This is a genomic window from Variovorax sp. OK212 (assembly GCF_900112425.1).
GTDB lineage: Bacteria > Pseudomonadota > Gammaproteobacteria > Burkholderiales > Burkholderiaceae_C > Variovorax.
Genome location: NZ_FOLP01000005.1, coordinates 1 through 19668 on the forward strand (window position 1 = coordinate 1; position 19668 = coordinate 19668).

A 19668-nucleotide genomic window follows, 5' to 3' on the forward strand; every position below is an offset into this window, starting at 1 on the left:
CTGGTCGGGCCGGCGGGCCTGCCCAGCCCGATGGTGGAGAGCTACCACGCCGCCATCAAGGCCGCGATGGCTTCGCCCGAGGCGAAGACCGCCATCGCCGGGCAAGGGCTCACCGTGCTCGACAAGGGACCGGACGCCGCGCCCGCCTTCTTCCAGGCCGAGCTGGCAAAGCACCAGAAGCTCGTGAAGCTCTCGGGCGCGACGCTGGACTGATCAGTGCCGCGGCGCGGCCGGCGCCGGATGTCGGGGCGCGGCCTTCTTTTCAGCCTTCTTCGTTGCCTCGCTCCCGCCGAACATCTTCTCCACCTGCTGCCCCACCCGCGCCCCGATGGCCGTGCCCACGCCCGGCAGCACCGCGCTGCCGATGGCCGCGCCGGTGAGAGCGCCGCCGGTGAGCGACAGCTCGGGGTCGCTCACGGTGCCGCCGATCTTCAGCGGCACGCCGACCACGCCGTCGACCAGGTCGACCGCGATCTCGCCGTCGAGCTTGCGGTTGAACAGCTTCAGGTTGCCGCTGGCGGTGAGCACGCCGGAACGCGCCTTGAGGTTGGTGTACTGCATCACCACGCCGTCTTCGGTGCCCTGGGTGTCCAGCGTGCCGGTGAGCTGCTCGAGCTGCGTGCGGCCGCCCCGGCTGATGCCGGCGGTGGTCACGGCCTTGGCCACGTCGAGCTTGGTGAGCGTGGCGGGCTGCACGGTGAAGGCGGTGCGGGTGTGCAGGCTGCGCAGCAGCGCGCCCAGGTCTTCGGCGGTGTCGGCCTCGGCCGTGAGCGTGGTCTGGCCGGACACCTTGCCGGCCAGCGAGGTGCGGCGGTCGAAGGCCTGCACCAGGCTTTCGATGTCGATCAGGCGCGGCTCCAGTTCGGCCGACACGCGCAGCCTGCCGTTGGGCAGCGTCTCCAGCCGGGTGACGCCGTTCCACGTGCCGCCGCCCGCGTCGATGCGGGTGCGCCAGCGGTCCTGGCCGGGCTGGCGGTCCAGCCGCAGGCGCGCGGGCGGCGCGGACGGCGCCATGCCCGCGCGTTCGATGCGCAGCTGGCGCGGGCGCCACTGCGGGTCGAAGGCGAGGTCGCCGTCGTAGGCCAGCGGAATGTCGCGCCGGTCGATCCAGACCACGTCGCGCCAGCGCACGCGCTCCAGCGGCACGGCCGCCAATGTCCACGGCGCGGGCAGCGCGACCGCCTGGGCGCCCTCCTTCGGTTTCGGGCCCTTGCCGCGGAACGCCCGTACGGAGGCGCGCGGCAGCACCAGGCTTTCGACCTCGATTTCGTCCAGCGCAATGACGCGCTGCAGCAGGGGTGCCAGCTGCAGCTGCAGGCTGACGCGCTTCAGGGTGATGGGCCGGGGCTGGTCGGTGGCGATGTCGGACAGCACCAGCATCGGGGTGGGCAACAGCGCCCAGTGGGCGCTGCCCACCTTCAGCGCCACGCCGAAGCGCTGCTCGAAACCCTCGGCGATCTTCGCGGCCACCTCGTCGTCGGTGGGCAGCTTGGAGCGCACCACCAGCACCAATGCGCCCACGCCCAGCACCAGGACGGCGGCGATGCCGATGAGCCAGCGGCGGACGGGGTGCTTCATCGATTCAAGTTAACACGCAAAGGCGACTGCGCCTGTCAGCCGCCGTCGCTATAGTTTTGCCACCTTCATGCGCCTGCTGCAGCCCGAGCGAGGGCCTGCCGGCCGAACCCGAAAGAAGCCGAATGCGTATCTGGAAAAAAGAAATCTCCGTCGAGGAGCTCACCCGCAACCACGTCGGCACCGCCGTCTCCACGCTGGGCATGGAGTTCCTGGAGGTGGGCGACGACTTCATCCGCGCCCGCTGCCCGGTCGACGAGCGCACCCGCCAGCCCTACGGCATCCTGCACGGCGGCGTGTCGGTGGTGCTGGCCGAGACGCTGGGTTCGTGCGGCGCCCACTACTCGGCGCCCGAGGGCGACCGCGCCGTGGGCCTGGACATCAACGCCAACCACATCCGCTCGGTCACCAGCGGCTGGGTGATCGGCACGGCGCGGCCGGTGCACCGCGGGCGCACCACGCAGGTCTGGCAGATCGACCTGACCAACGAGGCCGGCGAGCTGACCTGCGTGTCGCGCATCACGATGGCGGTGCTGCAGCCGCGCTGAACGCCCGCCGGGGACGCCGCTTTCGCGCGTCCTCTGCGCGTCCTGCGCGCCTCTTCTTTCTCCGCCGCACAGGGTGCGTGCCGGTGTTCAGCCGGGTGTTCATCACCCACAATCACGCCCCGGGAAAGCCAGGGCGTCCTGGCCACCGAGCACACACCACCAACAAGAGGAGAAAGAAGAATGTTCAACTGGACTGAACGGCCCGCGTCCGCGCTGGCCAACGGCGCGGTCATTGCGCCCGACGAGCGGCTGCCCTGGCTGCAGACCGGCGCCATGGGCGTGCAGCACGTGATCGCCATGTTCGGCGCCACGGTGCTGGCGCCGATCCTGATGGGCTTCAGCCCCAACATCGCGATCCTGATGAGCGGCATCGGCACGCTCATCTTCTATTTCATCACCGGCGGCAAGGTGCCCAGCTACCTGGGCTCGAGCTTCGCCTTCATCGGCGTGGTGATCGCGGCCAGCGGCTACGCGGGCAAGGGCCCCAACGCCAACATCGCGGTGGCGCTGGGCGGCATCGTGGCCTGCGGGGTGGTGTACATCCTGATCGGCGCGCTGGTGCAGGCCATCGGCACCGGCTGGATCGAGCGCTTCATGCCGCCCGTGGTCACGGGCGCGGTGGTGGCCGTCATCGGGCTCAACCTGGCGAGCGTGCCCATCAAGAACATGGCGGCGAGCAACTTCGACTCGTGGATGCAGGCCGTGACCTTCCTGTGCGTGGGCCTGGTGGCGGTGTTCGCGCGCGGCATGCTGCAACGCCTGCTCATCTTGGTCGGGCTGATCCTGGCCACCGTCGTCTACGCGGTGCTGACCAACGGCCTGGGCATGGGCAAGCCGGTCGACCTGAGCGGCATCGCCAACGCGGACTGGGTCGGCCTGCCGACCTTCACCGCGCCGGTGTTCACGGCCAACGCGATGCTGCTGATCGCCCCGGTGGCCATCATCCTGGTGGCGGAAAACCTGGGCCACCTGAAGGCCGTGACGGCCATGACCGGCCGCAACCTCGACGCCTACATGGGCCGCGCCTTCATCGGCGACGGCATTGCCACGGTGGTGAGCGGCGCCGCGGGCGGCACCGGCGTGACCACCTACGCCGAGAACATCGGCGTGATGGCCGCCACGCGCATCTACTCCACCGCGGTGTTCGTGGTGGCGGCGGTGATTGCGCTGGTGCTGGGCTTCAGCCCCAAGTTCGGCGCGCTGATCCAGGCGATCCCGCTGCCGGTGATGGGCGGCGTGAGCATCGTGGTGTTCGGCCTGATCGCCATTGCCGGCGCCAAGATCTGGGTCGACAACAAGGTCGACTTCTCGCAGAACAAGAACCTGATCGTGGCGGCCATCACGCTGATCATCGGCACGGGCGACTTCACGCTGAAGTTCGGCGACTTCGCGCTCGGCGGCATCGGTACCGCCACCTTCGGCGCGATCATTCTGTACGCGCTGCTCGGTCGCTCGAAGAACTGACGCAGGCGCCGCGCGGCACCCCGGAAAAAGTGCAACCTCATGAAAGAAGTGTTGTCCGGGGTGCTCCAGGCGGGGCCCGGTCACCGGGCTTTGGCCCGCGCCCGTTAGACTCCAACGCTTTTCGCACCGACGTTTTCCGACGCTTTCCAATGGCCGATGTCTCCGCCGCGCGCACCAAGGCGGTTTTCGAATTCAAGAGCGCCACGCTGCCGCTGATCGCAGTGATCCTCAAGACGTCCGACCTGGACGTGCTGGCCGAGGCGCTCGACGCCCAGCTGGCGGATTCACCCGATTTCTTCGAGCAGGAACCGGTGGTGATCGACCTCTCCCTGCTGCAGGACGCACCGGGCGAAGGCGAAGCCGCCCACGCCCACACCGGCGACATCGACTTTGCCGCCCTGCGCAGCCTGCTGGCGCGCCACCAGACCCAACCCATCGCGGTGCGCGGCGGCAACGCCGCCCAGAACGCCGCGGCACGTGCCGCCGGCCTCTCGGTGTCCGCCATGCCGGCCTCTCCCGCCCCGCGCGCGCCGGCACCGCCGGCCGAAGCCCCGGTGTCGGAAGCCCCGCAGATCGTGCGCGAAGTGCCGGTGCCGGCCAACGGCACGCTGCTGATCGACAAGCCGCTGCGCTCGGGCCAGCAGGTCTACGCCCGCGGCGGCGACGTGGTGGTGACGGCCGTGGTGAGCTTCGGCGCCGAGGTCATCGCCGACGGCAACGTGCACGTGTACGCACCGCTGCGCGGCAAGGCCATTGCCGGCGCGCGCGGCAACACCGAGGCGCGGATCTTCTCGACCTGCATGGAAGCGCAGCTGGTGGCCATTGCCGGCATCTATCGCACGAACGAGGTGCCGCTGCCCGACACGGTGCTGGGAAAATCGGCGCAAGTGCGCCTGGACGGCAAGAAACTAGCGATCGACCCGATCCCCTGAGCCCCGCTCGGATCGCGGCGACCCTGACAACCAACAACTGAATCGAAACAAGAAGGAATGGCCATGGCCAAAATTGTGGTGGTGACTTCGGGCAAGGGCGGCGTCGGCAAGACGACCACGAGCGCCAGCTTCGCCTCGGGCCTTGCGCTCGCCGGCAAGAAGACGGCCGTGATCGACTTCGACGTGGGCCTGCGCAACCTGGACCTGATCATGGGCTGCGAACGCCGCGTGGTGTACGACCTGATCAACGTCATCCAGGGTGAAGCCAACCTGAGCCAGGCCCTCATCAAGGACAAGCAGTGCGACAACCTGTTCGTGCTGGCCGCCTCGCAGACGCGCGACAAGGAAGCGCTCACGCAGGAGGGCGTCGAGAAGATCCTGTCCGACCTCGCCGCGATGGACTTCGAATACATCATCTGCGACTCGCCCGCGGGCATCGAGACCGGCGCCATGATGGCGATGTATTTCGCCGACGAGGCGCTGATCGTCACCAACCCCGAAGTGTCTTCGGTGCGCGACTCGGACCGCATCCTGGGCATGCTCAGCAGCAAGACCAAGCGCGCCAAGGAAGGCAACGAGCCCATCAAGGAGCACCTGCTGATCACCCGTTACAACCCGAACCGGGTGGCGGGCGGGCAGATGCTGTCGCTGGAGGACATCCAGGACATCCTGCGCATCAAGCTGATCGGCGTGATCCCCGAGTCGGAAAGCGTGCTGCACGCTTCCAACCAGGGCGTGCCGGCGATCCACGACAAGGAAACCGACGTGGCGCAGGCCTACAGCGACGTGGTGGCGCGCTTCCTTGGCGAGGACAAGCCCATGCGCTTCGTCGACGCCGAGAAGCCGGGCTTCTTCAAGCGGATTTTCGGAGGCAAGTAGGCCATGTCCTTTCTCTCGTTCCTGCTGGGCGAAAAGAAGAAGACTGCCAGCGTCGCGAAAGAGCGGCTGCAGATCATCCTCGCGCACGAGCGCTCCAGCCTCAGCGGCAAGCGCCGGCCCGACTACCTGCCCGAACTCCAGCGCGAGCTGGTGGCGGTGATTTCCAAGTACGTGTCGATCAACGCGGACGACATCAAGGTGCACCTGGAGACCCAGGACAACCTCGAAGTGCTCGACATCAAGATCGAGCTGCCCGACCCGACGCCCACGCCCGCCGCGGCGCGCTGACCCGTTCCGCGGGTTCAGCGGGTTCAACAAGCTGCGCGGGCTCCACGGGTCTCAGCGCACGGGCCCCGCAAGGAAGCGCAGCACCGCGTCCAGCACCTCCTGCGCCTTGAGGATGCGGCGGTGCCCCAGCCCCTGCGTGGCGACCAGCCGCGCACCCCGGATCGCGTCGCGGTAGGCCTCGGCATCCGCGAAGCGGTTCACGCGGTCGTCCCGGTCGTGCACGACCAGCGTGGGCTGCGCAATGCGCGGGCCCACCGCTGCCGGCTCCAGCTGCGGCATCAGCACGCCTTCACGACCCTCGAACCGGCGCTGCATCGCCAGCCGCGTGGCCTCGCTCAGGCCGAAGGTGTGCGCGAAGTAGCGCGTGTACTCCCGCGGCGAGGCCGGCGGCGCCAGCAGCACCAGGCGTTCGGCCGGCAGGCCCCGCGCGGCCGCCAGGGCCAGGCCGTTGGCGCCCAGCGAATGCGCGACGGCCGCATGCAGCGCATGGCCGTCGGCCGCGAGCCGCGCCGCCACGTACGCGATGGCGCGCGCGAACTGCGCCGAGTTGCTCATGGTGCCCGCGCTGCGCCCGTGGGCCGGCAGCTCGAGCAGCACCGGCCGCAGGCCCGCGTCGGCCACGGCCTGCGCCAGCGGCAGCATCTGCCCCGCATGCCCGCCCCAGCCGTGCACCAGCAGCACCACCGGCGCCGACTCCGCACCGGAGTCCTGCGCGGCCAGGTGGTAGATGCCCACGCTCGCATCCTCGAAGGCCCAGCCCTCGCGCCGCCATTCGGCGCCGGGCCCCTGGCCGCGGTAGAGCCACTTGGGCGGCAGCGGCGTGCCGAACAGGCGGTAGGCGGCGCGCACGCCCAGCGCGGGCCACAGGCGCTGCGAGGTGGTCAGGCCGAAGCGCAGCGCGCGCAGCAGCCGGCTCGGGCGGTAGTAGTTCGATTGCGCGGCGTGGCCCGCGGCCGATGGGGAACTGCTTGTCATGGCGTGCCTCAGTACCAGACCCAGTCCCGGTTGCTGCGGGGCAGGCTGCGCAGCGTGTCGCGCACGCCCCGCACACCGAGGACGGCCGCGTAGACGGCAAGAAAGAGGGCAATGATCAGCATGGTGCTTCTCCTTTTTATCGCACGAGTGTGCGAAATATTGGCAAATGAAGGCGTGGGGGTTCCGCCTGCTTCTTGCATCAGGCGAGGTAGCTGGAAAGCAGCCGCTGCCAGGTCTGCGCGGCCCGGTCGGCCGCCTGCGGGTCGCGCAGGAAGCGCGCGTCGTGCAGCTGGGCCATCATCGCGCCGTTGAGTTCGCTCACCAGCTGCGCGGGGTCGGTGTCGGCCTTGAGCTCGCCGCTCTCGACGGCCAGCAGCACGGTGCGGCGCAGTGCGGCGCGCCAGCGCGTGACCTCCTCGAACAGCACGTCGCGCAGCTCGCCCTCGCGGTCGTCGAACTCGAAGGCGCCGGCCATGTAGAGGCAGCCGGTGTGCATCTCGACGTCGCGCGTGCGGGCGATCCAGCGCGACACGATCTCGTTGAGCCGCGGCAGGCCCTTGGGCTTCTGCATGGCGGGCACGAACACGTCGGCCAGGAAGCCGCGGCCGTACTCCTCGATGACCGCCTTCTGCAGCGCCTCGCGCGAGCCCACGCGCGAGAACACGCCGCTCTTGGACAGGCCCAGCCGGCTGGCCACGGCCTGCAGCGTGATCGCTTCCAGGCCTTCGGCCAGCGCAAGGCTCATTGCCGCGCCGACGATGGCGGCACGGGTGAGTTCGCTTTTCTGGGTCTTGGCGTCCATGCGGCAGACTTTAGCACATGCGTGCGAAATATCAAATCGGAGCTCCCATGGTGGCTGGAATGGCCTCAAAGATGTTTTGCTCATGTGAAACCAACAAACGCATCGTTCCCCGAATAAGCACTTGTGCAGAGAATCGCCCCTCGGTCCCGACCGGGGCCCCGACTCTCCTGACTCACCTCCGCGGCAGATGAACTTCCAACAACTGCGCTCGGTACGCGAGGCCGTTCGTTGCGGCTTCAACCTGACCGAAGTCGCCCACACCCTTCACACCTCGCAGCCCGGCGTGAGCCGGCAGATCCGCGAACTCGAGGAAGAGCTCGGCATCGAGCTCTTCGTGCGTGCCGGCAAGCGGCTCACCGGGCTCACCGAGCCGGGCGGCCATGTGCTGCCGATCATCGAGCGCATGCTGATGGAGAGCAGCAACCTCAAGCACGCGGGCCAGGAGTTCGTCGCGCAGCAAAGCGGCTTGCTGTCGGTGGCGGCCACGCACTCGCAGGCGCGCTATGCGATGCCGGTGGCGGTGCAGGAATTCCGCACGCAGTTTCCCAACGTGAAGCTGCACCTGCACCAGGGCTCGCCCAAGCAGATCGCGCAGATGCTGCTCGACGGCGAGGCCGACGTGGGCATCGCCACCGAGGCCCTGGGCGACTACCCGCAGCTGGTGGCCCTGCCCTGCTACCGCTGGACGCATTCGGTGATCGTGCCGCCAGGGCATCCGCTGCTGGACGCGCCGCTCACGCTCGATGCGCTCACGCGCTATCCGCTCATCACCTACGACACGGGCTTCACCGGGCGCTCGCGCATCGACGAGGCCTTCGCGCAGCGCGGCCTGCAGCCCAACATCGTGCTGGCCGCGATGGATGCCGACGTGATCAAGACCTACGTGCAGCTGGGCCTGGGCGTGGGCATCGTCGCCGGCGTGGCCTACGAGGCCGAGCGCGACACGCAGCTGCGTGCGCTGGATGCGGGGCGCCTGTTCGGCATCAACCTCACCAAGCTCGCGGTGCGCCGCGGCATCTACCTGCGCAAGTACGTCTACGCCTTCATCGAATCGTTCGCCCCCACGCTGACCCGGGCGGTGGTCGAAAAAGCCCTGGGCGACGAGGCCAAGGCCTCGCACTACGAAATCTAGAGCCTGTCCAGCGGCGGATGCGGGGTGTGTACTGCGGACGACAGAAAGGTTAAAAAAGAAGAATGCAGCTTCACACAGGCGGCGTACATTCGGGTTAATTCCCTGGCTTCCTGGAACGGATCAGCAATGGCATCGACCCCGCAGCAGCAGCAACAGCAAACAAGGGCCGCCCTCAAGGCGGCCGATGCGGCGGAGCGTCGGGAACGCCTGAGACGGGCCCTCCCCGCCACGGTGGAACTGCTGCAGAGCCGCCAGGCCGACCGCATCGACGACGCCGACATCGACGCGTATGTGAGCCTCAACTGGCTCGAGTGGCACGGCGGCGGTCTGCGCCTGACCATCACGGGCCGCAACGTCTGCGCCCAGTCGATTCCCACCGCGCTGGCCTGAAAAAACGAAACCGCCGCCAGCCTTGCGGCCCGCGGCGGTCGATCATGCGAACAGGGCCCGCAGGCCCTGCGTTGCTTACTGGCCGGCGATGATGTTCGCGATCAGGCCGGTGGCAATGGCCGCGAGCACGAAGTCCCCGCCCACGCCCACCCACTGGTAGCCGCGCGGCGGCTGCTGCAGGCGCTGCGCACGCCAGTCTTCCACCACGTAGTTGCGGCCACGGTACTCCGGCGGCACGCGCCCGCCACGGCGCCATTCGGCGTGCGGTTGCGGGAAGCCGCGGCGATCGAACTGGCGGCCGTCGCGGAAGTCCTGGTTGCCACGGTAGCCCGGCGGGCCACGGTGATCGAAATTGCGGTCGCGTTGCTCGTAGCGGCCATCTCGTCCATCGCCGGGGCCTGGGCGGCCGTCGAAGCGGCGGTCTTGTGCAAAGGCGCTCCCTGCGGCCATGCACATCGCGAGTGCCGCGGCGGCCACGGCCATGCTCTTCGAGTTGGTGTTCATCTGGAACTCCTTCATGCGTTGATGACGAGTCCATTGTGGGCCGGCCTTGTGTCCGCTTCGGGCACAACAGGTCGCGGCCGGGTGAAATCAGGTAAGCGCTGGTATCCGCGCGAGGTCTTGTCCTTCAAGCGCGTTCGGGCCGATGCACTTGCCGGCGCTCAATAGGCGCCGCTGCCCAGCACGAAGATGGCCAGGCCATGCGCCAGCGTGGCGGCCAGCAGGCCTGCGCGCCGGTACACGAGGCCCGCCACCAGGCCCTCGACGAGCGTGAAGACCAGCACCGGCAGCCCCGCGCGCGTGACGATCAGCGCAAGCCATGCATGGCACAGGCTGAACAGCGCGCCCGACACGACCACCGCGCGCGCCGCCGGCATGTGCGCCATCAGGCGCTGCTGCAGCATGCCGCGAAACAGCAACTCTTCATACGCGTTGCCCAGCAACGCGAAGACGAGCAGCGGCACGACCAACGCCGTGTCCGGCGCGGGCAGCGACGGCAGCCCCGCAGCCGCCTTCAGTGCCGCAGCCACCACGCTGATGGCCATCGCGCCTGCCACGCCCCAGAGCAGCGAAGGCACGGGCCGCACGCCCTTCCACCCGTTCCACCCCTCCCACCACGTCACGCGCTCGAGCCACGCAACGCCCACGAACAGCGCGGCCGACATGCCGGCCAGCGCGAGCAGCACCGGCACCGGCGCCGTGAGCCGCATCGACCCGGCGCCCAGCTGCCAGAAGCCCGCCGGGCTCATCGCATCGCGCGCGAAGATGAAGAACAGGATGTGCACCGCCACGCGCGCATCCGCCAGCGCCCGCGGAATGGCCAGCAGCGCCACCAGCGCGAGCAGGCCGGCAGGCAGAATGGAAACGAGGTAGCCGAGCAGCAGTGAAGAAGAAGCCATCGAGAGAACGCACATGACCGAAACGGGAACAGGGGCAGCAGCACCGGCAGCAGCGGCCGTCATCCATGCGAAGGACGTGTCGCGCGTGAGCGCGTTCTATGCGCGTGTCGCGGACCTTGCACTCACGCACGAGGAGGCCGACCACGCCGGTCTCGAGTCGCCGGCGTTGCAGCTCTTCATTGTCGCGATGAATCCCGCCGTCGCGGCCGCGGTGCACATCGCGCAGCCGCCGGTGCCGCGCGAGAACACCGCGCTGAAGTTCATCTTCCCGGTGGCCAGCCTGTCGGCCGCGCGCCTGCGCGCCGTGGAAGCCGGCGGTGCGCTGAAGCCGGCCGAGCGCGAGTGGGCGTTCAACGGGTACGTGCACTGCGACGGGCACGACCCCGAGGGCAATGTGTTCCAGCTGCGCGCACGCGCAGCCTGAATATCGCGCAGCCTGAACACCAGCCGTCAGGCCGCCGCTCGGCTCAACCGCCCACCGTGGTGTCCGCCTGGTAGCCGCGCGGGTGGGCATGCGCCCCGTCGCGCACCGGCGGCGGCAGGTCGAGTTCGATCAGCGCGCCGTGCGCGCGCGCCAGGTCGAAGGTGCCGGTGGCGTGCGGCATGTCGGTGTGCAGCACGAGCGCGTACGGCCCTTCGCCCCGCGCGGCGATGCGTTGCGCGAGGGTATCGGCGCCCTCCCCTTGCGCAATGTTCTCGCGCGGTGACGACAGCACCAGCACGCTGCCGCCCAGCACGATGACCGCCACGCGCACGTTGCTGCCGGGCACCGCCACGGGCTCGCCGATGTGCGTGTCGGCATCGACGTCGGACACCGTGCCGAGCAACGCCCGGTAGCGCGCCAGCGTCGCATCGAGGTCGCGCACGGCGATGGCCAGGCTCGCCACGCCGAGCGCGCCGTTCGCATGCACGCGCACATCGCCTTCGGGCACGCGCAGGGCGCGCGGCGTGAGGTCGCCGCAAAGAAAAGGCAGGTCGGCCGACGGCGCGCGCGCGGTCTGCCAGCGCAGGCGTTCGCCGTCGGGCCGCACGCGCCCGCCGTCGAGCGGGCCTTCGAGCGCGAGGCCGCGCGCCTTCGCGTCGGCCACCGTGGCGGCGGTGTCGCGCGGCAGCAGCGCGAAGTCGACGATGCCTTCGCCGTGCTTGTGCAGCAGCTGCCACCAGCGTTCGGCCGGCGACGGCTCGCGCCATGCGATCAGCTCGAAGTAGCTGCCGTCGCCGAACACCACCAGCGCGTTGTGCGTGGCGCGGCCCGGATGGTCGCCGCCGCGCACCACGTGGAAGCCGAGCGCGCCGTAGTCGGCAACGCTGCGTTCGAGGTCGTGCACCGCGATCACGATGTGGTCGAGTTTCAATGCCATGTGGCTTTCTCCCTGTGGATGGCTGTTTTCGATGTTGTCGATGCTGTTGGATCAGGAGGCGGTGCGCGCCGCGCCGTCGCCGCCCAGGTACGCGTCGCGGATGCGCGCGTCGGCCAGCAACTCGCGCGCCGGGCCCGAAAGCACGATGCGCCCTGTCTGCAGCACGTAGCCGTGGTGCGCGATCTGCAGCGCCAGGCTCGCGTTCTGCTCGACCATGAAGACCGACACGCCCTGCGCGTTGATGCGCGCGATGAGCTCCAGCACCTTGTCGACGTACAGCGGCGACAGGCCCATGGTCGGCTCGTCCATGCAGATGAGTTGCGGACGGCCCATGAGCGCGCGCGCCATGGCCACCATCTGCTGCTCGCCGCCCGACAGCGTGCCGGCCTGGAACTCGATGCGCTCGGCCACGCGCGGGAACAGTTCCAGCATGCGCTCGAGGTCTTCGGCCACGGCCTTGCGGTCGCTGCGCGCATAGGCGCCCATCAGCAGGTTCTCGCGCACGCTCATCGTGGGGAACAGGCGGCGTGCCTCGGGCACCGAGCCGATGCCCTTGCGGATGATCTGCGGCGTGCTCAGGCCGAGCGTCGATGCACCGTTGAAGTTCACTTCGCCCGAGCGCGGCTTCAGCAGCCCCAGCACGATCTTCATGGTGGTCGACTTGCCGCTCGCGTTGCCGCCGAGCAGGCTGACGATCTGGCCCTTGCGCACCTCGATGTCGAGGTCGAAGTGGGCCTGCACGGGGCCGTAAAAGCTGTTGATCTTCTTGAGTTCGAGCAGCGGCTTGGCAGCCTGGTTCGACGCAGGTGCCGCGGTGCGTCCGGGCAGGTCCTCGCCGCGCCCCTCTGCCCAGAGGGACGAAGGCGAAAGGCCCGTGCGCGCAACGGTGGCGATCATGCGGCCACCGCCTCTGGCGTTCGCGCCTCGGCAGCGCCCACATGCCGATGCCCCAGGTACGCCTCGATCACGGCCGGGTCGTTGCGCACCTCGCCGGGCAGGCCTTCGGCAATCTTGCGGCCGTCGTCGAGCACGGCCACGCGGTCGGACAGCTGCATCACGAGGTCGAGCTTGTGCTCGATCAGCAGGATGGTCTGGCCGCGCGCCTTCAGGCCGCGAATGATCTCCAGCATCTGCGCCGTCTCGCTCTCGTTCATGCCGGCGGTGGGCTCGTCCAGCAGCAGCAGCCGCGGCCTGAGCGCCAGTGCGCGCGCGATCTCCACCCGGCGGCGGTTGGCGTACGACAGGCTGTAGGCCGGGTGGTCGATGCGCGGTGCCAGGCGTTCGCCGAAGAGCGCGACGATGGCGCGCGCCTCTTCGCGCAGCGCCTGCTCCTCGCGGCGCACCGCGTCGGGCTGCACCAGCGCCAGTGCCAGCTCGGCCAACGCGCCCAGCCCCGGCACGCCGCCCACGCGCGGTTTCACGGCGCGCAGCCGCGTGTGCGCACCGACCAGCACGTTGTCGAGCACCGAGAGGTTGGCGAACACGCGCCCATGCTGGAAGGTGCGCGCCAGGCCGCGCTGCGCGAGCTGCTGCGCCGGCAGGCCGGTGATGTCCTGTCCGTCGAACAGCACCTGCCCTGCGTCGGGCCGGTCCAGGCCGGTGACCAGGTTGAACAGCGTGGTCTTGCCCGCGCCGTTCGGCCCGATCACGCTGAGCAGTTCGCCTTCGCCCACGTGCAGGTCGACGGCGTTGACGGCCGTGAGCCCGCCGAAGCGGCGCACCAGGCCGCGGATCTCAAGCAGCGAGGGCATCGCCTGCCTTCAGCGTCGCGTCGGTCGCACGGGTCGCCTGAGCCTTCGAATCGACCAGCTTCACCTCGGCGCGAATCGCCTGCGGGTTGCGCAGCAGGTTGAGGATGGGGCAGTTGCGCTCCACCGCCTCGAACAGCGCGTCGATGTCCGCGCGGCTCGCGGGCGAATCGATGTGCACCGTGTAGCCGATCTCGTGCGGCCAGATGGGCGTCTGCTCGTGGCCCGGCTTGCCGCCGCGCGGATCGATGAGGCCCGTCACCTCCACCTCGAGGCTTTCGAGCGGCACCTGCCGTTCGGCCGCCTGGATCAGGAAGATGTGCGTGACGCAGGTGCCGAGCACACCCAGCTGCAGCTCGGGCGAACTGGGCCCGAGGTTGTAGCCCGCGAAATCCGGCGGGCTGTCGCTGATGACCTGGTGCTCGCGGCTGCGCAGGCGGCGCACGCCGCTGCGGCCTTCGGCGCGCACGTGCGCCTTGAGCTGCACGGGTTGCGCGGTGCCCGCCTCGACGGCGGCATTGCGCGCCAGCACGGCGGCGCGTTTCTCTGCGAGGTAGTCGTTCAGGTGGCTCATGGTGATGTTCTTTCAGACAGTGCCCAGCAGACCCTGCGGGCGGAAACGGATGAGAAGCAGCAGCGCCACGCCGTAGATCAGCATGCGGTACTCGGCGGTCACGCGGAACAGCTCCGGCAGGCTCACGAGCGCCACCGCGCCCAGCAGAGCGCCGCTGATGTTCCCCAGCCCGCCGAGGATCACCATCGTGAGCGCGAGGATCGAGATCTGCGAGCCGAAGGTCTCGTGGTTGATGTACGAGTACATGTGCGCGGTGAAGGCACCGCTCACGCCGGCCGCGAAACCGCCGAAGCCGAAGGCCAGCGCCTTGTAGCGGTCGGGGCTCACGCCGTAGGCGCGCGCGGCCACCTCGTCTTCGCGCACCGCGCGGAAGGTGCGGCCCAGGTGCGAGCGCAGCAGGCGCCACTGCAGCAGGGCCAGCAGCACCATCGCAGCGAAGGACGCCCAGTAGATGGCGCCGTTCGACGACGCATCGCGCCCGAACAGCGACAGCGGCGGAATGCCCGACACGCCGATGGGCCCGTGCGTGAGGCTCTCCCAATTCAGGATGGTGAGCGCCACGATCTCGCCGATGCCCAGCGTGGCAATCGACACGTAGTGGCCGCGCAACCTGAAGGCCGGAAAGATCAGCGCGGTGCCGATCAGCGACGTGAGGATGCCCGCCAGCGCGATGCCCGTGCCCACCGGCAGGTGCAGGTCGAGCACCAGCAGCGAGGAGGCGTATGCACCGATGGCCAGCAGCCCCGCGTGGCCCAGCGAGATCTGCCCGATGGTGCCGGCCACCAGCGTGAGGCTCAGCGCGAGCGCGCCGTAGAGCCATGCGTTGGTGAGCGTCTGCAGCAGGTACGGCGACGGGTCGAACAGCGGCAGCACGAGGGCCGCGCCGAACAGCGCGAACAGCAGGCGCGGCGGAATGCGCCACGGCTTGCTCGGCGCGATGAAGGTGCCGGTGAGCGGCTCGGGCGGCAGCGCGCGCTTGCGGCCGAACAGGCCGTCGGGCCTCCACACCAGGATGACCAGCAGCAGCGCGAAGGCGAACAGGTTGCGGTAGGGAGTGCCGAGGATGGCCACGCCGTAGCTCTCGATCAGCCCCAGCAGCAGGCTGCCGACGATGGCGCCGGGCACGCTGCCCACGCCGCCGACCACCGTGGCCACCACGCCCTTGAGCGTGGCCTGGAAGCTCATCGCCGGGCTGATGTTGTTGTAGTACATGCCCACCAGCAGGCCCGAAAGCCCGCCGAGTGCAGCAGCGATGGCGAACACCGTCTGGTTCACGCGGTCGACGTCCACGCCCATCTGCTGCGCCGCGTCGCGGTCCTGCGCGGTGGCGCGCACGGCCCAGCCGAGCTTGGTGAAACGCAGGAAGCCGAACAGCACGGCCGCGCTCGCCAGGCCGATGCCCGCGATGAGCAGGTCGAGCGCGCCGATGGTGCCGGTGCCGATCTGCAGGCGCCAGTCGGGCAGCTGCGTGGGCAGCGAGCGCGGGTCGGGGCTGAACACCAGCTGCACGAGGATGTCGAGCACGAAGCTGATGCCGATGGTCGCCAGCAGCGGCGCGATGCGCGCCGCGCCCTGCAGCGGCCGCAAGCCCACGCGTTCGATCAGCATGCCGAGCGCGCCCGCGCCGAGCACCACCAGCGCAATGGTCACGGGCAACGGCGTGTGCAAGTAGGTGATGCTGGCCCAGCCGATGTACGCGCCCACCGTGTACACCGAGCCGTGCGCGAAGTTGATGAGGTGCGACACGCCGAAGATCAACGCGAGGCCCACCGCCAGCAACGCGTAGATGTTGCCGATGATCAGGCCGTTGACGGTGTAGTCGAAGAAGGAGGTGAAGCTCATGGCGTTGCCTCTGCCCCCGTGTGGCTCCCTCTCCCTCTGGGAGAGGGTTGGGGTGAAGGCACGGCGGCCTTGGCACGGGACAGCGGTTCATCGAAGGCCGCGGCCCTCACCCTGACCCTCTCCCGGAGGGAGAGGGAACAAATGCGAAGCCGCGTCATTTGGACAAGGCCACGGCCGCCTTCTCGTCGAGCTGCGTCCACTTGCCGTCCTTCACCACCAGGTTCACGCTCTTCACACCGACGACGCGGCGCGTCTGCGCATCGAAGCTGGCCTTGCCGAAGATCACGCTCGGCACGTCCTTGATCTTGTAGAACGCATCGCGCACCGCCTTGCGGTCGGCCTTCGGGCCGGCCTCGCGCAGCGCGGCGGCCGCGTACACCACGGCGTCGTACGCGTAGGCGTTGAACGCATCGGGCTCCTTGCCGTACTTGACGCGGAAGCTCTTCACGAACTCCTGCACCTCGGTGCGCGGCTCCTCGGGATAGAACGCGGTGTTGGTGTGGATGCCGTTGACCGCGGCGCCGCCGAGCTCGATGAACTTCGGCGAATACACCGAGCCCACCGCGGCGATGGGCTGCTTCAGGCCCACGCTGCGCACCTGGCCCGCGATGAGCGCGCCGTCGGGGTAGTAGGAGATGAGCACCAGCCCGTCGGGGTTGGCGTCGCGCACGCGCACCAGCGTCGAGCGGAAGTCCTTCTCGTCGGGCTGGTAGCCCTCGGCAATGGCGAGCTGTGCGCCGCGCTCCTGCGCGGCCTTCACGAGCACGTCCTTGCTGGTGCGGCCCCAGTCGGTGTTGAGGTAGAGCACGGCGATGCGCTTGAAGCCCAGCGTCTTCACCGCGAGCTCGGCCAGCAGCGGCTGCGCGTCGGCCTGGCTGATGGAGGGGCTCCAGATGTAGTCGCCGCCCTTGGTGAAATCAGGATGCGAGTTGGTGAAGCCCAGTTGCACCAGGCCCGCGCGCTGGTAGATGGGCGAGGCGGCCATCGAGGCCGGGCTGGAGAAGTCGCCGAGCTCGATGAGCACGCGCCTGTCGTTCACCAGCTTCTGCGCGATGGCCACCGACTGGCGCGGATCGCTCTGGCTGTCCTCGAAGTTGTAGGCCAGCGGACGGCCATGGATGCCGCCCTGCGCGTTGACGTGGTCGATCGCCAGGTCGAAGCCCGCCTTCCACTGCGCGCCGTACTGCGCGTTCTGTCCGGTGAGCGGGCCGCTCACGCCGAACCACACGGGCTCGCCGGCGGCGGGCGCGGCCCAGGCGGCAAGCGGCGCGGCCAGCAAGGCGGCGCAAAGAACAGCCACGTGGCGCATGAGGCGGTGGCGGGAAAGCAGCGGCATGGTGTGTCGAGTCCGGTGATGAATGAACGTGCAGGGCCGCGATTCTTCGCCTGCGCGCCGCGCCGGGGAACGAACAAAAACGGGGAGGCATATGCGCTTTCCGAGCAAAGGGGCCAGCGCGCGGACCGCGCGGGCCTTGCTGGCCTTGCTGGCCTTGCTGGCCTTGCTGGCCTTGCGGCTGCGTTTAAGCTGCGCGCCACATGAAACGACGACACCTCCTCCACCTGCTGGCCGGCGTGCCTGCCATGGCCGTTCTCTCGGCCTGCGGCAAGCGCAAGGCGTCGGCCTCCGCGCTGAAATCCGATGCCCGCGTGCTGGCGCTGGGCGACAGCCTCACCTTCGGCTACGGTGCATCGCCCGACGCGTCATGGCCCGTGAAACTGGGCGAGCTCACGGGCTGGCACGTGGAGAACGCGGGCGTCAACGGCGACACCTCCGAAGGCGCGCTGCAGCGCCTGCCGGGGTTGCTGGGCGCGGCCAGCTACGACGCGGTCCTGATCGGCATCGGCGGCAACGACATGCTGCGCGGCGTGTCGCCCGCGGCCACGCGCGACAACCTTGCCGCGCTCATCGCGCAGGCGCGTGCGCACACGCCGCATGTCGCCGTGCTCGCCACGCCGGCACCCGACGCAATGCGCGCGGCCATCGGCTCGCTCAGCGATGCACCGTTCTATGAAGAGGTGGCGAAGGCGGGGCAGGCGCTGCTGGTTGCCAACGTGTATTCGAGCGTGTTGTCGGATGCGTCGCTGCGCTCCGACCGCATCCATGCCAATGCACGAGGCTATGAAAAGGTCGCGCAGCTTTTGGCGGAGCAGCTCAAGGCCGCGGGTTGGCGTTGATCAGAAGCTGATCAACGGCTGATCAACGGCCGATCAGGCATTCAGCAGGTCGACGTACGCGCCCTGCACGAGCTGCTCGGCGCCCACGCCCAGTTGCGCCATGAGCGCATGCGCTTCGGCAATGCCGTCTTCGGCCGAAGCACCCTCTTCCAGCACCACTTCGAGTTCGAGGAATTCACCGAGGCCTTCCACGCGGTCGAGGTGCACGCGCGTGCGGCCGACCAGGAACAGCCTGCGCTGCTTGCGCACGCGGCCCGCCTGGCCCCACGCGAGCGTGAGCGATTCGCGCAGCGCGTCGGGCGTGCTGCACGGCGTGATCAGGTAGAACGATTCCTTCGGGCCGCTGCTGTTGGCGCGGCGGTAGAAGATCAGCTCCGCGCGGTCGGGCGCGAAGGTGCGCAGCTTGAGGCGGTCGGCGCTGTCGTTGCAGCGGAAGAAGGTGTCGTCCTGCGCGATCTCGATGGGGCCCTTGTCGGCCAGCGTCACGGCGATGCGCGCCACGCGGTCGACGCTGTCGATGCGGGCCTTGATCTCGATGTTTCTTGCCATGTCGGCGGGCTTGTCTTCGCCGGGTGGATGCGTGCGTTCGGGTGGCGCCAGATCAGGGCGCGTTGCCCTGCGGCCCCGTTGCCGGCGGCGCGGTGCGTCCACTGGACCCCGGCGAGAGCCTGCGGCCGATCGCCTCGCCCACGTTGCGCACGGGCCGGCTCGCCTTCTCCGACACGTGGTTGACACCGCGCCGCGTGGCCGCATCCGCGCGGTTCACGCCGCGGCCCGCCGGGTCGGTGCCGCGCTCCACGCTGCCCACCACCGTGCCGCGGCGCGAAGGCGACTTGAGCGTGTGCGCGCGCTGCGCCTTCGGCGGGTTGTCGGCGCTCTGGGCCTGCGCGCCGACCGGCAGCCACAGTGCGGCGGCGATCGCCACGGCCATTGCCGCAGCGAGTGACGTGCGAAGGGTGCTCGGGAATTTCATGGTGCCTCCTTGGTGTTGTCTGCTTCCGCCGCGGCCTCTGCGGCTGCCGCGCGCGCCATGCGCTCGCTCTTCCAGTACACGTCGTCGCCACCGTCCATGCGGTTGAGCACGCGTGCGAGCACGAAGAGCAGGTCGCTCAGGCGGTTGAGGTACTGCCGCAGCGCGTCGTTGAGTTGCGCGGTGGCGCCCAGCGCCACCACCGCGCGCTCGGCCCGGCGCGCCACGGTGCGGCACACGTGCGCGAGCGAGGCGGCGCGCGTGCCCGCCGGCAGGATGAACTCCGCCAGCCGCGGCAGGGCCGCGTTGTGCTCGGCCAGTGCGTTGTCGAGCTGCAGCAGCGCGTCGGCCTTCAGCAGCGTGAAACCCGGCATCGAGAGTTCGCCGCCGAGGTTGAAGAGCTGGTGCTGCACGTCGACCAGCAGCTCGCGCACGGGCTCTGGCAGCGGCTCGCACAGCAGCACGCCGATCTGCGAGTTGAGTTCGTCCACGTCGCCCATCGCGTGCACGCGCAGGTGGTCCTTGGGCACGCGCGTGTTGTCGCCGAGGCCGGTGGTGCCGTCGTCGCCGGTGCGCGTGGCGATCTGTGAGAGTCGGTTGCCCATGAAGGCTC

23 protein-coding genes and 1 pseudogene are annotated in these 19668 nt (G+C 69.4%); 10 read left to right on the forward strand and 14 right to left on the reverse strand.

Annotated features, from left to right (window positions below):
- Nucleotides 1-213 (forward strand): annotated as a pseudogene (locus BM004_RS16550) (tripartite tricarboxylate transporter substrate-binding protein); the annotation flags it as partial.
- Here the strand turns inward: BM004_RS16550 and BM004_RS16555 are convergent.
- Entirely contained in the window at nt 214-1578 is a 1365-nt protein-coding gene (locus tag BM004_RS16555; RefSeq protein ID WP_093128745.1) for an AsmA family protein, read from the reverse strand.
- Nucleotides 1579-1700: 122 nt separating this feature from the next.
- Between BM004_RS16555 and BM004_RS16560 the strand changes: the two genes are divergently transcribed.
- The 5 genes from BM004_RS16560 (at nt 1701) to minE (ending at nt 5686) form a co-directional block, all read left to right on the forward strand.
- Entirely contained in the window at nt 1701-2123 is a 423-nt protein-coding gene (locus BM004_RS16560; protein ID WP_081267295.1) for a hotdog fold thioesterase, read from the forward strand.
- Between the two features lie 180 nt (nt 2124-2303).
- Entirely contained in the window at nt 2304-3587 is a 1284-nt protein-coding gene (locus BM004_RS16565) for a solute carrier family 23 protein (RefSeq protein ID WP_093128747.1), read from the forward strand.
- 149 nt (nt 3588-3736) lie between these two features.
- Nucleotides 3737-4519 (forward strand): septum site-determining protein MinC, encoded by a 783-nt coding sequence (gene minC / locus BM004_RS16570; RefSeq protein ID WP_093128748.1) that lies wholly within the window; start codon nt 3737-3739, stop codon nt 4517-4519.
- A 63-nt stretch (nt 4520-4582) separates the two neighbouring features.
- Nucleotides 4583-5398 carry a septum site-determining protein MinD gene (minD, locus tag BM004_RS16575; protein WP_093129134.1) on the forward strand — a complete coding sequence of 272 codons (816 nt, stop codon included), beginning with the start codon at nt 4583-4585 and terminating at the stop codon, nt 5396-5398.
- 3 nt (nt 5399-5401) lie between these two features.
- Nucleotides 5402-5686, forward strand: coding sequence for a cell division topological specificity factor MinE (gene minE, locus BM004_RS16580; RefSeq protein ID WP_093128749.1), 285 nt, complete (start codon nt 5402-5404; stop codon nt 5684-5686).
- Between the two features lie 51 nt (nt 5687-5737).
- Here minE and BM004_RS16585 read toward each other — a convergent pair whose 3' ends face one another.
- Together BM004_RS16585 and BM004_RS16590 are read right to left on the reverse strand one after the other, a co-directional pair.
- Nucleotides 5738-6661, reverse strand: a complete 924-nt coding sequence (locus BM004_RS16585) for an alpha/beta fold hydrolase (protein ID WP_093128750.1) — start codon at nt 6659-6661, stop codon at nt 5738-5740.
- 199 nt (nt 6662-6860) lie between these two features.
- Nucleotides 6861-7463: a TetR/AcrR family transcriptional regulator gene (locus tag BM004_RS16590; RefSeq protein ID WP_093215023.1), complete on the reverse strand. Its 603-nt coding sequence runs from the start codon at nt 7461-7463 to the stop codon at nt 6861-6863.
- A 187-nt stretch (nt 7464-7650) separates the two neighbouring features.
- Between BM004_RS16590 and BM004_RS16595 the strand changes: the two genes are divergently transcribed.
- Nucleotides 7651-8595: a CysB family HTH-type transcriptional regulator gene (locus tag BM004_RS16595; protein ID WP_093215026.1), complete on the forward strand. Its 945-nt coding sequence runs from the start codon at nt 7651-7653 to the stop codon at nt 8593-8595.
- A gap of 126 nt (nt 8596-8721) precedes the next feature.
- Entirely contained in the window at nt 8722-8985 is a 264-nt protein-coding gene (locus BM004_RS16600) for a hypothetical protein (protein WP_093128753.1), read from the forward strand.
- A gap of 75 nt (nt 8986-9060) precedes the next feature.
- Here BM004_RS16600 and BM004_RS16605 read toward each other — a convergent pair whose 3' ends face one another.
- A complete protein-coding gene (locus tag BM004_RS16605; RefSeq protein WP_093129135.1) occupies nt 9061-9489 on the reverse strand; it encodes an RcnB family protein in 429 nt (142 codons plus the stop codon).
- Nucleotides 9490-9647: 158 nt separating this feature from the next.
- Nucleotides 9648-10385 carry a CPBP family intramembrane glutamic endopeptidase gene (locus tag BM004_RS16610; protein ID WP_177206777.1) on the reverse strand — a complete coding sequence of 246 codons (738 nt, stop codon included), beginning with the start codon at nt 10383-10385 and terminating at the stop codon, nt 9648-9650.
- A gap of 13 nt (nt 10386-10398) precedes the next feature.
- Here BM004_RS16610 and BM004_RS16615 point away from each other — a divergent pair, with 13 nt between their 5' ends.
- Nucleotides 10399-10809: a VOC family protein gene (locus BM004_RS16615; protein WP_143072670.1), complete on the forward strand. Its 411-nt coding sequence runs from the start codon at nt 10399-10401 to the stop codon at nt 10807-10809.
- Between the two features lie 43 nt (nt 10810-10852).
- On the opposite strand, the gene BM004_RS16620 is transcribed toward BM004_RS16615, so the two are convergent.
- The 6 genes from BM004_RS16620 to BM004_RS16645 form a co-directional block, all read right to left on the reverse strand.
- The gene (locus tag BM004_RS16620; RefSeq protein WP_093215035.1) at nt 10853-11746 is read right to left on the reverse strand and encodes a VOC family protein; all 894 of its coding nucleotides are present in this window, start codon (nt 11744-11746) and stop codon (nt 10853-10855) included.
- Between the two features lie 51 nt (nt 11747-11797).
- On the reverse strand, nt 11798-12643 hold the full coding sequence (locus tag BM004_RS16625) for an ABC transporter ATP-binding protein (protein WP_256219926.1): 846 nt from the start codon (nt 12641-12643) through the stop codon (nt 11798-11800).
- Nucleotides 12640-13497 (reverse strand): ABC transporter ATP-binding protein, encoded by an 858-nt coding sequence (locus BM004_RS16630; RefSeq protein WP_093215038.1) that lies wholly within the window; start codon nt 13495-13497, stop codon nt 12640-12642. Before BM004_RS16630 ends, BM004_RS16625 begins: the two co-directional genes overlap by 4 nt.
- On the reverse strand, nt 13481-14068 hold the full coding sequence (locus BM004_RS16635; protein WP_093215040.1) for an OsmC family protein: 588 nt from the start codon (nt 14066-14068) through the stop codon (nt 13481-13483). The genes BM004_RS16630 and BM004_RS16635 overlap by 17 nt, the downstream gene beginning before the upstream one ends.
- A gap of 12 nt (nt 14069-14080) precedes the next feature.
- Nucleotides 14081-15910 carry an ABC transporter permease gene (locus BM004_RS16640; protein WP_093215042.1) on the reverse strand — a complete coding sequence of 610 codons (1830 nt, stop codon included), beginning with the start codon at nt 15908-15910 and terminating at the stop codon, nt 14081-14083.
- Nucleotides 15911-16064: 154 nt separating this feature from the next.
- Nucleotides 16065-17246 carry an ABC transporter substrate-binding protein gene (locus tag BM004_RS16645; RefSeq protein WP_093215045.1) on the reverse strand — a complete coding sequence of 394 codons (1182 nt, stop codon included), beginning with the start codon at nt 17244-17246 and terminating at the stop codon, nt 16065-16067.
- Nucleotides 17247-17446: 200 nt separating this feature from the next.
- Between BM004_RS16645 and BM004_RS16650 the strand changes: the two genes are divergently transcribed.
- Nucleotides 17447-18085, forward strand: a complete 639-nt coding sequence (locus tag BM004_RS16650; RefSeq protein WP_093215047.1) for a GDSL-type esterase/lipase family protein — start codon at nt 17447-17449, stop codon at nt 18083-18085.
- A 33-nt stretch (nt 18086-18118) separates the two neighbouring features.
- Here BM004_RS16650 and BM004_RS16655 read toward each other — a convergent pair whose 3' ends face one another.
- From BM004_RS16655 to BM004_RS16665, 3 genes are read right to left on the reverse strand one after another with little or no spacing between them, the layout of a single operon-like run.
- Nucleotides 18119-18634 carry a class IV adenylate cyclase gene (locus BM004_RS16655; RefSeq protein ID WP_093215051.1) on the reverse strand — a complete coding sequence of 172 codons (516 nt, stop codon included), beginning with the start codon at nt 18632-18634 and terminating at the stop codon, nt 18119-18121.
- Between the two features lie 52 nt (nt 18635-18686).
- Nucleotides 18687-19058, reverse strand: coding sequence for a hypothetical protein (locus tag BM004_RS16660; protein WP_093215054.1), 372 nt, complete (start codon nt 19056-19058; stop codon nt 18687-18689).
- The gene (locus BM004_RS16665) at nt 19055-19660 is read right to left on the reverse strand and encodes a cob(I)yrinic acid a,c-diamide adenosyltransferase (protein WP_093215056.1); all 606 of its coding nucleotides are present in this window, start codon (nt 19658-19660) and stop codon (nt 19055-19057) included. The genes BM004_RS16660 and BM004_RS16665 overlap by 4 nt, the downstream gene beginning before the upstream one ends.
- Between the last annotated feature and the right edge of the window lie 8 nt (nt 19661-19668).